Genomic DNA, 14,079 nt, shown 5'->3' with positions numbered 1-14,079 from the left:
GCAAGTGCACTATAGCGCCTGGCCGGTGCCGTGGCGCAGGGCGCGAGCGGGTGAGCGCGCGCCCTGAGCCGCGTCAGGAGTTTACAGCGAATCTTCGCCACGCTCGCGAGCAATTGCCCGGTAGCCGATGTCGTCACGATAGAAGCATCCAGCCCAATCGATTTTGTCTGCCAATTCATAGGCTTGCGCCTGAGCATCAGCCACGCTGCGGCCCAGCGCCGTGGCACAGAGCACGCGACCGCCAGCGGTCACCACCTGGCCGTCAACCAATGCGGTGCCGGCGTGGAATACTTTGCCTTCCAGACTGGCGGCAGCCTCCAGGCCGGTGATCGCGGCGCCCTTGGCGTAATCGCCCGGGTAGCCGCCTGCGGCCAGTACCACGCCCAGGCTTGGGCGCGGGTCCCACTGCGCTTCGACTTTGTCCAGCGCTTGCGCCAGTGCAGCCTCGACCAGCAATACCAGGCTCGACTGCAGGCGCAGCATGACCGGTTGGGTTTCCGGGTCGCCAAAGCGGCAGTTGAACTCGATGACCTTGGGGTTACCGGCTTTGTCGATCATCAAGCCTGCATAGAGGAAACCGGTGTAGACGTTGCCTTCATCGGCCATGCCGCGCACGGTCGGCCAGATCACCAGGTCCATGACCCGCTGGTGGACGTCGGCGGTCACCACTGGCGCCGGGGAGTAAGCGCCCATGCCGCCGGTGTTCGGGCCGCTGTCGCCGTTGCCGACGCGCTTGTGATCCTGGCTGGTGGCCATGGGCAGGACGTTCTTGCCGTCGACCATGACGATAAAGCTGGCTTCTTCGCCATCGAGGAACTCTTCGATGACCACCCGCGAACCGGCGTCACCGAAGGCGTTGCCGGCGAGCATGTCGCGCACGGCATCTTCGGCTTCAGTCAGGGTCATGGCGACGATCACGCCTTTACCGGCCGCCAGGCCGTCGGCCTTGATGACGATCGGTGCGCCTTTTTCACGCAGGTACGCCAGCGCCGGCTCGATTTCGGTGAAGTTCTGATAGTCGGCGGTGGGGATCTTGTGGCGCGCCAGGAAATCCTTGGTAAAGGCTTTCGAACCTTCCAGTTGCGCGGCACCGGCAGTCGGACCGAAGCAGTCCAGGCCGCGGCTGCGGAACAGGTCGACGACGCCAGCCACCAGCGGTACTTCCGGGCCGACGATGGTCAGCGAGACATTTTTCTCGGCAAAATCGGCCAGCTGTTCCAGCGCGAGCACGTCGATGGCGACGTTTTCGCATTTCGCTTCGATGGCGGTACCGGCGTTGCCGGGGGCGACGAAGACTTTTTCGACGCGGGGGTCCTGAGCGACTTTCCAGGCCAGGGCGTGTTCACGTCCGCCGCTGCCGATGATCAATACGTTCAAAGCACGCTCCTTCGGAGGTAGTTGAAAGCTGCAAGCTACAAGCTGCAAGTAAAAGCGAATGGGGTGCTCTTGATTGCAGCTCATGGCCATGAATGTGGGAGCTGCAACTGGAAGCAGGACCAACACCGCTCTGCCTCCACTTGCAGCTTGAAACTTACAGCGTGAAGCCGCTTTTAGTGGCGGAAGTGGCGCATACCGGTGAACACCATCGCGATGCCGGCTTCGTCGGCCGCGGCAATCACTTCGGCGTCACGCATCGAACCGCCCGGCTGGATCACCGCAGTGATACCCACTTTAGCCGCGTTATCGATACCGTCGCGGAACGGGAAGAACGCGTCCGAGGCCATCACCGCACCCTGTACCTGCAAGCCGGCGTGCTCGGCCTTGATGGCGGCGATGCGTGCGGAGTTGACGCGGCTCATCTGGCCAGCGCCAACACCGATGGTCTGGCGGTTCTTGGCGTAGACGATGGCGTTGGACTTGACGTACTTGGCCACTTTCCAGGCGAAGATCAGGTCGTGGATTTCGGTCTCGGACGGGGCGCGCTGAGTGACGATCTTCAAGTCGTCGGCGCCGATCATGCCGATGTCACGGCTCTGCACCAGCAGGCCGCCGTTGACGCGTTTGTAATCCCAGGCAGCGGCGCGATCCTGTGCCCAATCACCGCACACCAGCAGGCGCACGTTGGCTTTGGCGGCGATCACCGCGCGGGCCGCTTCGCTGACGCTCGGGGCGATGATCACTTCGACGAACTGGCGCTCGACGATGGCCTTGGCGGTCTCGGCGTCCAGCTCGCGGTTAAAGGCGATGATGCCGCCGAAAGCCGACTCGGTGTCGGTGGCGTACGCCAGCTCGTAGGCCTGGCGGATACCGCCTTCGGCATCCGGGCAGACTGCCACGCCGCACGGGTTGGCGTGCTTGACGATCACGCAGGCCGGCTTGACGAAGCTCTTCACGCACTCCAGCGCAGCGTCGGTATCGGCGACGTTGTTGTAGGACAATTCCTTGCCCTGCAGCTGGGTAGCGGTGGCGATGCCGACTTCGGCTGGCTTGGCTTCAACGTAGAACGCCGCGCTCTGGTGCGGGTTCTCGCCGTAGCGCATTTCCTGGGCCTTGACGAACTGGCTGTTGAAGGTGCGCGGGAATTCGCTGCGGCCTTCTGTGCTCAGGGTTTCGGCGGCCTGGTTCACGGTGCCCATGTAGTTGGCGATCATGCCGTCATAGGCGGCAGTGTGTTCGAAGGCCTTGAGCATCAGGTCGAAGCGCTGCGCGTAGGTCAGGCCGCCGGCCTTGAGGCTGGTCAGGACGTTGGCGTAGTCGCTGGCGTTGACCACGATGGCCACGTCTTTGTGGTTCTTGGCGGCCGAGCGGACCATGGTCGGGCCGCCGATGTCGATGTTCTCGATGGCGGTCGGCAGGTCGCAGCCCGGCTTGGAAATGGTCGCTTCGAAGGGGTACAGGTTGACCGCTACCAGATCGATCGGCTTGATGCCGTGCTCGCTCATGATGGCGTCGTCGATGCCGCGACGGCCAAGGATGCCGCCGTGGATTTTCGGGTGCAGGGTCTTCACCCGGCCGTCCATCATTTCCGCGAAGCCGGTGTAGTCCGCCACTTCGACTGCGGCGACGCCATTGTCGCGCAGCAGTTTGAAGGTGCCGCCGGTCGACAGGATCTCGACGCCGAGGCTTTCGAGCTCGCGGGCGAACTCGAGAATCCCGGTCTTGTCGGAAACGCTGATCAAGGCGCGGCGGATCGGCAGTCGGGTGGTCTGGTCGGTCATTTCAGTTTCCATTTAAAGCAGGGAAAGTCAGCAAAAAAGGCGAGCTCATCACGAGTCGCCTTTTCTGGTTTGAATGCATGCTTAAAGCAGATCGTACTGTTTGAGCTTCTTGCGCAGGGTGCCACGATTGAGGCCGAGCATTTCGCTGGCTTTGGTCTGGTTGCCCTTGACGTAGTTCATCACGCTTTCGAGCAACGGGGCTTCGACTTCGGAGAGCACGAGGTTGTACACATCCGTGACGGCTGCGCCTTCTAGGTGCGCGAAATAATTGTGCAGCGCCTTCTCGACACTGCCGCGAAGGGTCTGACCCTCTTCGCTAGGCGTGTTGAGGTGCTGTTTCAAATTGACGTTGTCGCTCACGGGTGTTGTTCCACTCACTAATGTCTCGGTCATCATGGTCATGCGGCCACCCCATTTCCGTCCTTTGTTGCCAGGCTCTCGTGATGTTCGCTGAAAAACGCGCGAACATTGGCCCTTTGTGCCGCCGTATCGTCCAGCGTGTTGAAGCGGCTACGGAACTCGCGGGCGCCCGGCAGGGTGGCCAGGTACCAGCCAACGTGCTTGCGCGCGATACGCACGCCCATCACGTCGCCGTAAAACTCATGCAGCGCGGCCAGGTGCTCTAGCAGGATGCATTCCACTTCACTCAGTTGCGGCGCCGGCAGTTTTTCACCCGTACGCAGGTAGTGCTCTATTTCTCGAAAAATCCATGGCCGGCCCTGCGCCGCCCGGCCGATCAATACACCGTCGGCACCGGTCGCTTGCAGCACGTGACGGGCTTTTTCTGGCGAATCGATGTCGCCATTGGCGAATACCGGGATCGACACGGCCTGCTTGATCGCTGCGATGGTGTCGTACTCGGCCTCCCCGGTGTACAGGTCGGCGCGAGTGCGGCCATGCACGGCCAGCGCGGTAATACCCGCCTGTTCGGCGATTCTTGCCACGGTGAGGCCGTTCTTGTTGTCCCGGTCCCAGCCCGTGCGAATTTTCAAGGTCACCGGTACATCCACCGCGGCAACCACCGCCTGGAGAATCTCCTCTACCAGGGCTTCGTCCTTGAGCAGCGCAGAACCCGCCGCCTTGTTGCACACCTTCTTGGCTGGGCAACCCATATTGATATCGATGATCTGCGCACCCAGCTCGACGTTGGCCCGGGCCGCCGCGGCCAGCATCTGCGCATCGCCACCGGCGATCTGTACCGAGCGGGGCTCGGGATCGCCATCGTGGATCATGCGCAGACGCGACTTGCGGGTGTTCCACAGGCTCATGTCACTGCTGACCATTTCCGAAACCACCAGGCCTGCACCCAGTCGTCGGCAAAGCTGACGAAAGGGCTGGTCCGTGACCCCGGCCATGGGGGCCAGGATCAAACCATTGCTGACTGTATAAGGGCCGATGCGTACCGCCGACATTGGGTCTTCCCTGTTGTGGGGCAGGATCAGGAGAGTTCGAAAAAGGGTTGGCATAATACCCGCTCTCGATGACTGGATAAAGATCGATTTGGATAAAATCTGAACAGTTGTTCGCGAATGCCAAGCCGTTTGAGGGTGTGCGGGCTATTCCGGCGACTGGAAGCTCAAGCTGTAGTTCACCGCCTTGCTGCCTGGGTCGAGGATGTCGAGGGCGATGTGGATCGGTGTTTGCGGCGGCATGTCGGTCTGGCCCGCCAGGTCGCCGCTGAGGTATTCGCTGGGCTTGAAGCGACGGCTGGCGATCAGCTTGCCGTCGAGGTCGGCAAAACGCAGTTCCAGCAGCGGAAACGGCTGGGAGAAGGGCGCGCGGTTATAGATGATCGCGTCGACGATCAGCGCGCCGCTGAACTGCGGATGGCTGCGCACCACCAGATTGCTGCTCTTGATCAGGGCAATATCGACCTTGGACGGTACCTCGCAGCCCACGACGGGGCAGAACTGCTGGAACCAGGGGCGATAGGCGTCCTGGCGAGCCAGTTCGTCGAAGTGGTAGGCCACGTACTGGCCGGCCAGTGTCAGTGCCGCAATCAATGCCAGCAAGCTCCAGAGCAGACGCTTGCCCCATGAGCTCTGGGATTTCTGCCATTGCAGTTCGAGAGGGTCTTCGGACAAATCCGGCAGGTCGGCGTCGCGCATCCGTGGTTCGGCCCGGCGGGCCTTGGCGGGCTTGAGCGGCGTGGCGTCGACCCGGCGCAGGCTTTCGTCGGCAGCTTCGATGGCCGAGCGGCGCTGGCGTCGTTCGTGGTGGGGCGCACGGCGGTCGTGTTCGTCGAACTCGTCCTCCAGACGGGTCAGGGACGGCTCGGCGCGGGCGTCTGGCTGGGTAGCGGGTGCGAAGTGCTCGTCGACCAGTGGCGCGGGGGTGTGCGCGTCTTCTGCCAGGTAATGGTAGACGGCGGGCTCTGCGTCTCGCTCGGCGCGCAGCCGCTCCGGTGGGAGTGGGCTCTGCGCGCGAAGTTCTTGCCGCCCCTGTGAAATGCCCTGGTGCTCACCAAGCCGCGGCTCGGTCAGCGAGTCATCATCATCGAAGTCGTGGTCGACAGCCTCTGGCTCATCACGGCGGGCACTGAGCTGGTCTTCGCGCCCCGGCCCCGGATGCTCGGCGTTGCCGGTGCTTGGCGTGAAGCGCTGCTCCAGGCGGGCCAGTTCGTTGTCGAGGTCGAGGTGTTCGAGGTCAATTTCAGCAGCGGCGGCCCAGCGCCGCTGGCTGATGGGTTCGACACGGCGGTAGGCGGGCGCTTCGGGCGCTTGTGGCAGTACCGGTGGCTGTGCGGCTGTTTGAGGCGCAGGCGCAGGCGCTTCGCCGAGCGTCGGCAACGGTGAGTGCGCAGGTGTCTCGCCGAACAACGCGGCGGCCGATTGCCCGGTGCTCTTTTCGAGCAACTGGCGCGCCGCGTTGAACACCTGCAGGCACGAACCGCAGCGCACCGCACCGCGCGCCGCGCTCAGCTGGTGATAGCTGACGCGAAAGCTGGTCTGGCAATGTGGGCACTGGGTGACGAAACTCTCGGTCATGCGCGGGTCCGGGCGGTAAGCGGCGCTCTGGCGGTGGCGAGCGATATCTTAAGAGGTCTCAGCGGCGTCGACCACTGATGCGTACCCAGCCATCACGGTTGGCGATCGGATCGAGGTCGAAATCCGCAGCATAGGCGGCGGCGACTTCTTCGCCCTGCTCGGCCAGGATGCCCGACAATGCGAGGCGGCCACCGGATTTGACCAGGGTCGACAGCTGCGGTGCGAGGCTGACCAATGGTCCGGCGAGGATGTTGGCGACCAGCACGTCGGCTTGTTGGGCCGGCAGGTCTTCAGGCAGGTACAGCGGGAAAGAGTCCTCGGCAATGCCGTTGCGCCCGGCGTTGTCACGGGAGGCTTCGAGGGCCTGCACATCGATGTCGGTACCGACCGCATGCTTGGCCCCCAGCAACAGCGCGGCGATGGCCAGGATGCCCGAGCCGCAGCCGAAATCCAGTACTTCGCAATCCTGCAGCGGCTGGCCATCGAGCCATTCCAGGCACAGTGCGGTAGTTGGATGGGTGCCAGTGCCGAACGCCAGGCCCGGGTCGAGCAGCAGGTTCACCGCGTCAGGCTCGGGGGCGTCGAGCCAGCTCGGGACGATCCACAGGCGCTGGCCGAAACGGATCGGGTGGAAGTTGTCCATCCAGCTGCGTTCCCAGTCCTGATCCTCGATCACCTCGGCGTGATGCTCGGGCAGTTGGGCGTCGGTCAGCAGTTGCAGGTGGGCGAACACAGCCTGCGCATCGGTATCGGCCTCGAACAGCGCGAGCAGATGGGTGTGGGTCCACAGCGGCGTGGTATTGAGCTCTGGCTCGAAGATCGGCTGGTCCTCGGCATCCATGAAGGTGACCGACACCGCGCCAACTTCCAGCAGGGCATCTTCATAGGTTTCGGCTTGTGCTGGGCTGATGGCCAGACGGACTTGCAGCCAGGGCATGGCGGGTACCTTTGATCTAAGAGCAAAGCGCGGAGTTTACGCGAGCGCGGGGTGTGTAGCGAGTAGGGCTTGTTGTCGGCAGGGTCATTGTCAAGCTGTCAGATTTGTGAGTACCCCGCGAGGGGGCAGATGTGCAGGATGATTTATCCCCATATGCCAGAGCGTCACGGACATGAAACCCAGGATTGGTCGGCGGTATTTGTTGCAGTGCGATAGTCGGCAGTCGGTGCTATCCAATAGTGCTGGACTGTCGCTTGCTTATAGCTGTTTTGGTTGGTGCGCTCATGATAACGGCAGTCGAATAGCGTTCAACGGGAGATTCAAGGAGTTGCACGGCGGGTATTTGCTAGGAAATGGATATCGGCTGTATTCGTCGGTTCTGGGTCGGTTTGTGAGCCCAGACTCATTGAGCCCGTTCGATCAAGGAGGGATGAATGCTTATGTGTACTGCCATAGTGATCCCTTGAATGCTATTGACCCTACCGGCCATATTCCGGTTAAGCCGTTGCTGAGCTCATTCGATGGTGCGGGTAACTTTCTCAGGCGTTTTTGGGGCGGCCTGCCTGATTTTTCAAGCGCCCTGAGTCGAGGTCGCGGGTCCAGCGCAAGTGGCCTCAAAAAAGTCTCATCGTTTGCAGGCGAGGGATTTGCTTTCGTGGGAGGAGCAGCAAAGCCTGAGATGCCGTATCGCAGCGGTGACGTGATGAGAGCTTTGAACAGTACTGAGGGGTGGACGCCTAGGCGCGCAGAGCTATTGGCAATAGATTTTGATTTGAATGTCCCAAAATTGAAGCCTTTGGATAAGAAGGAGTTGCTGGCCAGGCAAGCGCAGGTCGAGACTAGCTTGGCAGGTATGTTCCCTGGTTATGACTACAGAAGCGGGCTTGCGCTGCAGAGTGCGACGGAGCAAAAAAGGATGTTCGTGAGCGATACCCGTTTTTCTCGCCGTATATTGTTCGAGGAGCTTCGTCGCATGGGCACCTTGCCAACAAATATGCGGAACATTCGCGCCGAGTACCTATAAAAAAACCGGCCATCTCTGGCCGGTTCTTGTCCTGCGTTGCAGCTATCGGGGGCAAGCCGCCTCCGCTACAGAATCACTTCTCGCTAGCCAGCTTGTGCTCCAGGTAGTGAATGTTCACACCACCCTCGCAGAAGCCTTTGTCGCGAACCAGATCCCGGTGCAGCGGGATGTTGGTCTTGATGCCGTCGACCACGATCTCGTCCAGCGCATTGCGCATGCGCGCCATGGCTTCGTCACGGTCTTTGCCGTAGGTGATCAGCTTGCCGATCAGCGAGTCGTAGTTCGGCGGGACCGCATAGCCACTGTACAGGTGCGAGTCGACGCGTACGCCGTTGCCGCCTGGGGCGTGGAAATGCTTGACCGTGCCTGGGCTCGGGATGAAGGTGCGTGGGTCTTCGGCGTTGATCCGGCACTCCAGCGAGTGACCGCGGATGACGACGTCGTCCTGGGTGTACGACAGCTTGTTGCCAGCGGCGATGCTGAGCATCTCCTTGACGATGTCGATACCGGTGACCATTTCCGAAACCGGGTGCTCGACCTGGACGCGGGTGTTCATTTCGATGAAATAGAACCGACCGTCTTCGTACAGGAACTCGAAGGTACCGGCGCCGCGGTAGCCGATGTCGATGCACGCCTTGACGCAGCGGGCGAAGACTTCCTGGCGTGCGGTTTCGTCGATGCCTGGTGCCGGCGCTTCTTCCAGGACCTTCTGGTGGCGGCGCTGCAGCGAGCAGTCGCGGTCACCCAGGTGGATCGCCTGGCCTTGGCCGTCGGACAGCACTTGCACTTCGACGTGACGCGGGTTGGTCAGGAATTTTTCCAGATAGACCATCGGGTTGCCGAACGCGGCACCGGCTTCGGTGCGAGTCAGGATGGCCGAGGCGATCAGGTCTTCTTCCTTGTGTACCACGCGCATGCCGCGACCACCGCCGCCGCCAGCGGCCTTGATGATCACCGGGTAGCCGACTTCACGGCCGATGCGCAGGGCGGTTTCTTCGTCTTCAGGCAGTGGGCCGTCGGAGCCCGGAACGGTTGGCACGCCGGCAGCGATCATCGCGTGCTTGGCCGACACCTTGTCGCCCATCAGGCGAATGGTGTCGGCTTTCGGGCCAATGAACGCGAAGCCGGATTTTTCCACCTGTTCGGCGAAGTCGGCGTTTTCCGCGAGGAAGCCGTAGCCTGGGTGGATGGCCGTGGCGCCGGTGACTTCGGCAGCCGCGATAATGGCCGGGATGTGCAGGTACGACAGATTGGCCGGCGCCGGGCCGATGCATACGGACTCGTCGGCCAGGCCCAGGTGCATCAGTTCCTTGTCGGCCTTGGAGTAGACGGCGACGGTCTTGATGCCCAGCTCTTTGCACGCACGCAGGATTCGCAGAGCGATCTCACCGCGGTTGGCGATCAGTACTTTTTCCAGCATTGCTGCCTTCTCCTTATGGAGCTACGCCATTGAGGCGCAGCAGCATGGGTCAAACGATGGTGAAGAGAGGCTGGTCGTATTCAACCGGCTGGCCGTCTTCCACGAGGATCGATTCGATCACACCGCTGGTTTCAGCTTCGATGTGGTTCATCATCTTCATCGCTTCGACGATGCACAGGGTGTCGCCTTTCTTCACGGTCTGGCCGACTTCAGCGAAGGCTGGCGCGGCAGGCGAAGATTTGCGGTAGAAGGTACCAACCATTGGCGAGCGAGCGACGGTGCCGTTCAATTTTGGCGCGGCAGGTGCTTCAGCGGCGACCGGAGCGGCAGCGGCAACCGGGGCAGCGGCAGGCGCAGGCATCGGTGCTGGTGCGTAGTACTGCTGGGCAGGGGTCTTGCTGTGGCGGCTGATCCGTACGGATTCTTCGCCTTCCTTGATTTCCAGCTCGTCGATGCCGGATTCTTCCAGCAGCTCGATCAATTTTTTGACTTTACGAATATCCATCAATCATCAACTCCCAAGGGTCGGTCAGGGGCGTGGTGTGTTCTGCCTCGGCGTCCCGGCGTGCCAGCGGCATGGCTGGCGCCTGGGGCGCGGATCACGGTGCAGCCTGCGAAGGCCGTGGCCGTGACAGCGGAAATCGGTGTATGTGCACACGGTTGAAAAAAAGCACATCGAAGAGTGGGATGCTCAGCAATCGCGACGCGTCACGTCCCTGAGTGCCGGGCAGTGCAAAACTGCCAGTGCCTAGCGGCTAAAAGCGCCATTGGCTGTCCCATTTCATGTCCGTCTGTGTCGTGCGCGGCGACTATGCCGCAAAGCACTGGCAACTGTCCAGTTAAGCACAATAGCCAGCACGTTGACCGATGATTGCGCAAAGTGCGTGACTATGTGGGCGGTTTTGGTCACAGGCATGGCTGGCGGCCCCAGTTTGAGGCCGTTGCGCGCTGTTGCAGCGCGCGTTCACGGAAGTGATTCAGCCTGGTACTTTGGCGAGAAAACTTTTCGCATCTATTTCGCCGACGATACGCGACGTTACTGTTTCCTGGCCTTGGGCGTCGAAAAACAGGAAGGCGGGAGGGCCAAACAATTTGTAACGATCCAGTATCGCGCGTTGCTCGGCATTGCTGTCGGTCATGTCGAAACGTATCCGGTCATACGGTGCCAATGCAGCAACGACGCTTGGGTCGGTCAGGACCTTGGCTTCGATCACCTTGCAGCTGATGCACCAGTCGGCGTACCAGTCCAGCACCAGCGGACGTCCTGCGGCCTTGGCCGCTGCCAGTGCACTGTCCAGCTGGGCTGCCGTGGTGATGGTTTGCCAACCGCTGGCGGCGGGCTGTGCCGCACCGCCATTGGCCAGGGATGCGCTGCCGTTGCCCAGCGGCTGGAACGGATCGCTTTGGCCGCTAAAGGCACCCACCCAGCTGGCCAGGGCGTAGCTCAGCAGCAGCAGGCCGCAGAGCTGGGCCAGACGCTGGCGGGTGGTCTTGACGCCGAATTCGAGTGCGCCGAGGAACAGCCCCACACCGGCCGCCAGCAGCCCGACCAGCAACAGGGTGACAGGCCCGGGCAATACGCGGCTAAGCATGCCCACTGCGACCGCCAGCAGCAGCACCCCTATCGCATTTTTGACCGAGACCATCCAGGCACCGCTTTTCGGCAGCCAGGCCGCGCCACCGGTGGCGACCACCACTAGCGGCACGCCCATGCCGACGCCGAGCGCGAACAGCTTCAACGCGCCACCGACGGCATCGCCGCTGGCGCTGATGTACAGCAGCGCGCCGGCCAGCGGTGCGGAGACGCAAGGGGAAACCAGCAGGCTGGAAACCACGCCCAGCACGGCGGCACCCCATAGCGAACCGCCTTGCGCATTGCCCGCGATGCGGTCCAGGCGACGGCTCAGCGCCTGAGGCAGCTTGAGATCGAACGTGCCGAACATCGCCAAGGCGAATACCGCGAAAATCAACGCGAACGGCACCAATACCCAGACCGATTGCAAGCGTGCCTGCAGATTGAACTGGGCGCCAAACATGCCCATCAACGCACCCAGCAGCGCGAAGCAGGCGGCCATTGGCAGTGCATAGGCCAGTGATAGCGACAGACCACGCAGGCCACCGACCTGTCCGCGCAACACGATACTGGAAACGATCGGCAGCATCGGCAGCACGCAGGGCGTGAACGTCAGGCCAATACCGGCAAGCAGGTACAGCAACAGTTCGTGCCAGCTCCAGCCTGAGGTGGCAGGGGCTGCGACATCACTGGCAATGGCCGGCGCGTCGGCAGCAGCGCTGTGGCCATCGATGCTCAACCGCTCGGTTTCTGGTGGATAGCACAGGCCTTTATCGGCGCAGCCCTGGTAGGTCACCACCAGGGTGAACGGGCGTTGCGCGCTCTCGGGGCGGGGCAGGGTGACATCGATGATGCCGTGGTAGACCTCGACGTCGCCGAAATACTCATCGTGCTTTTTTTCACCGGCCGGCAACTGCGCCGCGCCCAAGCCGATGTCGGCGGGTTCGGTGCGAAACTGCATACGGTGGCGGTACAGGTAGTAGCCTTCGGCGGGGACGAAGCGCAGCGTCAGGTGGTCTGGCGTGCTTTCGCGCAGCTCCAACTTGAACGCTTCGCGTACCGGTAGAAAGTCGCTGCTGTTGTTCAGCGATGAGGCACCAAGTACCGAGGTCGGGCGGCTGTCGAGCAGGCCTGCGCCCAAGACAGGCAGCGCAAAGGCGAAAAGCAGCAGGAAAAACAGGCGGCGCATGATGGCGTTCTCGCAAAGCAGTAAGGCGCCCATCATATCGATCCGGGGATTATGTGGCTGTTAACTTAGCTTCATCGGTATGTAACCTGATGTGCCGAGGAGGCGCTCAAACCGCTCGCATCACCCGATTGCGACCGGCTCGCTTGGCGCTGTACAACGCCTCATCGGCCATGGCCGCCATCATCAGGCTGTCGAGGCGCTCATTGAACTGCACCACCCCGGCGCTGAAGGTGCATGAGAGGTCCTGAGGCTGCGCCGGGTAATGGATTTCGGCAAAGCGCTCGCGGATTTCGTCGAGTACACCGCAGGCGGCTTCGAGATCGGTGTCGGGCATGACGATGGCGAATTCCTCGCCGCCATAACGGCCGATGAAATCGGTCTTGCGCAAGCGCTGCTTGAGGAACAGCGCCAGGCTCTTGATCACTCGGTCGCCCATGGGGTGGCCGTGGCTGTCGTTGACCTTCTTGAAGTGGTCGATATCAAGCATGGCGAAGCTCAACGGCTTGCTTTCGCGCACCGCCCGGAAACTGCAGTCTTCGAGCAACTGCAGGATATGCGTGTGGTTATAGAGCCCGGTCAGGCTGTCGCGCACCATCCGCGCCTTGAGATGGCGCGCGCGGGCGGCACGGTTGCGCACCGTGGTAATCAGGTGCCGCGAGCGGATCGGCTTGGTGAGGAAGTCGTCACCGCCCTCGCTCATGGCGTCCAGCTGTTTATCCAGATCGTCTTCGGCCGACAGGTAAATGATCGGCACGCTGACATAGCGATCGTTGTGGCGAATGACCTTGGCCAGCTCGGTGCCGGTGCAGGTGGGCATGTACATGTCGAGGATGATCAAATCGGGCTGGAAGTCCGCCAGCTCGGCCATGGTCTGGATCGGCTCGGTCAGGGTGCGAGTGACGATGCCGGCACCGTTGAGCAGGCGCTCGGTGTGCATGGCCTGGGCCCGCGAGTCGTCGATGATCAGCACTTTATAGGGATCGTACTGCGCTACCGAGGTCAGGGTCTCGATTTTCTCCAGCAGGCTCGAGGCTTCCAGCGCCCCGGTCAGGAACTCCTGACCACCGGCACGGACGGCGGCCAGGCGGGTGGGCGTGTCGGTTTCGTGCAGACTGAAAAACAGCAGCGGCAGTTTGTTTTCCAGGCCCTGCTGGACTTGCGCAGCCAGTTGCAGGCCGCGGCCGGTGCCGCCGAAATCGACGTCCATGACGATCGCCGACGGCAGGCGCTCGGCCATGGTCGCCAAGAACACCGTCGGTGTCGGCAACGCCTGGGCACTGAGCCCGAAGAACTCCAATTGGCGCGCCAAACGCTCGGCGCGCTCGGCATCTTCGAGCAGCACGAACAGCGGCTTGCGCAGGGGCGGCAATGGCGTTTCGTCGAGTTTGTCGCCATGGCGCAGGCCGGTGCGTGAAAGCCGTTGCATCAGCTGGTTGAGCTCACTGATCAACTCGCTGTTGAGGCGGCCGCTATTGGCATCGACCGCGTCCAGGCAGTTGCGGATACCTTGGGCGAGGACAATGTGCTCCGGTTGTTCGAAGCGTTCGCCGAAGCGCTGCAGGCGCAGGCTCGCATCGCGCAGTTCGAGTTGACCGCTGCTTGACCATCCGCCCAGCTGCAGACGCTGCCAGATCTCGAGGATCTGACGGGCCTGATGAATGACTCGTTGCGCAAAAAGCTGCTTGAGCCGATCGCGATTGGGTTCGACAGGTTCTTTCATGGCCGACTGCGTATCTGGATGAACGAACGAATTGGAGTAGTGGCTCTATGCTAGCAGTTCTCGGGAATGCA

General features: G+C 62.0%; 11 protein-coding genes. 1 reads left to right on the top strand and 10 read right to left on the bottom strand.

Features of this window, described 5'->3' with window-relative positions:
* Positions 1 to 81: 81 nt before the first annotated feature.
* From purD to prmA, 6 genes are all read right to left on the bottom strand, one after another.
* A complete protein-coding gene (gene purD / locus REH34_RS13230) occupies positions 82 to 1,377 on the bottom strand; it encodes a phosphoribosylamine--glycine ligase (RefSeq protein ID WP_226505608.1) in 1,296 nt (431 codons plus the stop codon).
* 173 nt (positions 1,378 to 1,550) lie between these two features.
* Positions 1,551 to 3,158, bottom strand: a complete 1,608-nt coding sequence (purH, locus tag REH34_RS13225; protein ID WP_226505609.1) for a bifunctional phosphoribosylaminoimidazolecarboxamide formyltransferase/IMP cyclohydrolase — start codon at positions 3,156 to 3,158, stop codon at positions 1,551 to 1,553.
* A gap of 81 nt (positions 3,159 to 3,239) precedes the next feature.
* Positions 3,240 to 3,560, bottom strand: a complete 321-nt coding sequence (fis, locus tag REH34_RS13220) for a DNA-binding transcriptional regulator Fis (RefSeq protein ID WP_008368706.1) — start codon at positions 3,558 to 3,560, stop codon at positions 3,240 to 3,242.
* Positions 3,557 to 4,570, bottom strand: coding sequence for a tRNA dihydrouridine synthase DusB (dusB, locus tag REH34_RS13215; RefSeq protein WP_226505610.1), 1,014 nt, complete (start codon positions 4,568 to 4,570; stop codon positions 3,557 to 3,559). The genes fis and dusB overlap by 4 nt, the downstream gene beginning before the upstream one ends.
* Positions 4,571 to 4,714: 144 nt before the next feature.
* Positions 4,715 to 6,145: a DUF3426 domain-containing protein gene (locus tag REH34_RS13210; protein ID WP_311971863.1), complete on the bottom strand. Its 1,431-nt coding sequence runs from the start codon at positions 6,143 to 6,145 to the stop codon at positions 4,715 to 4,717.
* Between the two features lie 58 nt (positions 6,146 to 6,203).
* The gene (prmA, locus tag REH34_RS13205) at positions 6,204 to 7,082 is read right to left on the bottom strand and encodes a 50S ribosomal protein L11 methyltransferase (RefSeq protein WP_226505612.1); all 879 of its coding nucleotides are present in this window, start codon (positions 7,080 to 7,082) and stop codon (positions 6,204 to 6,206) included.
* A 172-nt stretch (positions 7,083 to 7,254) separates the two neighbouring features.
* Between prmA and REH34_RS13200 the strand changes: the two genes are divergently transcribed.
* On the top strand, positions 7,255 to 8,106 hold the full coding sequence (locus tag REH34_RS13200) for an RHS repeat-associated core domain-containing protein (RefSeq protein WP_311971862.1): 852 nt from the start codon (positions 7,255 to 7,257) through the stop codon (positions 8,104 to 8,106).
* A gap of 73 nt (positions 8,107 to 8,179) precedes the next feature.
* Here the strand turns inward: REH34_RS13200 and accC are convergent, their stop codons facing one another.
* The 4 genes from accC to REH34_RS13180 form a co-directional block, all read right to left on the bottom strand.
* Complete coding sequence (gene accC / locus REH34_RS13195; protein WP_226505614.1) at positions 8,180 to 9,526, bottom strand: acetyl-CoA carboxylase biotin carboxylase subunit; 1,347 nt, start codon at positions 9,524 to 9,526, stop codon at positions 8,180 to 8,182.
* A 49-nt stretch (positions 9,527 to 9,575) separates the two neighbouring features.
* Positions 9,576 to 10,031: an acetyl-CoA carboxylase biotin carboxyl carrier protein gene (gene accB / locus REH34_RS13190; protein ID WP_311971861.1), complete on the bottom strand. Its 456-nt coding sequence runs from the start codon at positions 10,029 to 10,031 to the stop codon at positions 9,576 to 9,578.
* Positions 10,032 to 10,503: 472 nt separating this feature from the next.
* Entirely contained in the window at positions 10,504 to 12,288 is a 1,785-nt protein-coding gene (locus REH34_RS13185) for a protein-disulfide reductase DsbD (protein WP_311972091.1), read from the bottom strand.
* A 106-nt stretch (positions 12,289 to 12,394) separates the two neighbouring features.
* Complete coding sequence (locus REH34_RS13180) at positions 12,395 to 14,008, bottom strand: PleD family two-component system response regulator (RefSeq protein ID WP_311971860.1); 1,614 nt, start codon at positions 14,006 to 14,008, stop codon at positions 12,395 to 12,397.
* Positions 14,009 to 14,079 lie beyond the last annotated feature (71 nt).

The sequence above is a fragment of the Pseudomonas baltica genome (assembly GCF_031880315.1).
Taxonomy (GTDB): Bacteria; Pseudomonadota; Gammaproteobacteria; order Pseudomonadales; family Pseudomonadaceae; genus Aquipseudomonas.
This window is presented reverse-complemented; position numbering and strand designations above follow the sequence as displayed.

Excerpts from the sequence above, each read along its gene's own strand:
- purH (WP_226505609.1), bottom strand. The coding sequence starts at position 3,158 with ATGACCGACCAGACCACCCGACTGCCGATCCGCCGCGCCTTGATCAGC.
- fis (WP_008368706.1), bottom strand. The coding sequence starts at position 3,560 with ATGACCATGATGACCGAGACATTAGTGAGTGGAACAACACCCGTGAGC.
- dusB (WP_226505610.1), bottom strand. The coding sequence starts at position 4,570 with ATGTCGGCGGTACGCATCGGCCCTTATACAGTCAGCAATGGTTTGATC.
- REH34_RS13210 (WP_311971863.1), bottom strand. The coding sequence starts at position 6,145 with ATGACCGAGAGTTTCGTCACCCAGTGCCCACATTGCCAGACCAGCTTT.
- prmA (WP_226505612.1), bottom strand. The coding sequence starts at position 7,082 with ATGCCCTGGCTGCAAGTCCGTCTGGCCATCAGCCCAGCACAAGCCGAA.
- REH34_RS13200 (WP_311971862.1), top strand. The coding sequence starts at position 7,255 with ATGAAACCCAGGATTGGTCGGCGGTATTTGTTGCAGTGCGATAGTCGG.
- accC (WP_226505614.1), bottom strand. The coding sequence starts at position 9,526 with ATGCTGGAAAAAGTACTGATCGCCAACCGCGGTGAGATCGCTCTGCGA.
- accB (WP_311971861.1), bottom strand. The coding sequence starts at position 10,031 with ATGGATATTCGTAAAGTCAAAAAATTGATCGAGCTGCTGGAAGAATCC.
- REH34_RS13185 (WP_311972091.1), bottom strand. The coding sequence starts at position 12,288 with ATGCGCCGCCTGTTTTTCCTGCTGCTTTTCGCCTTTGCGCTGCCTGTC.
- REH34_RS13180 (WP_311971860.1), bottom strand. The coding sequence starts at position 14,008 with ATGAAAGAACCTGTCGAACCCAATCGCGATCGGCTCAAGCAGCTTTTT.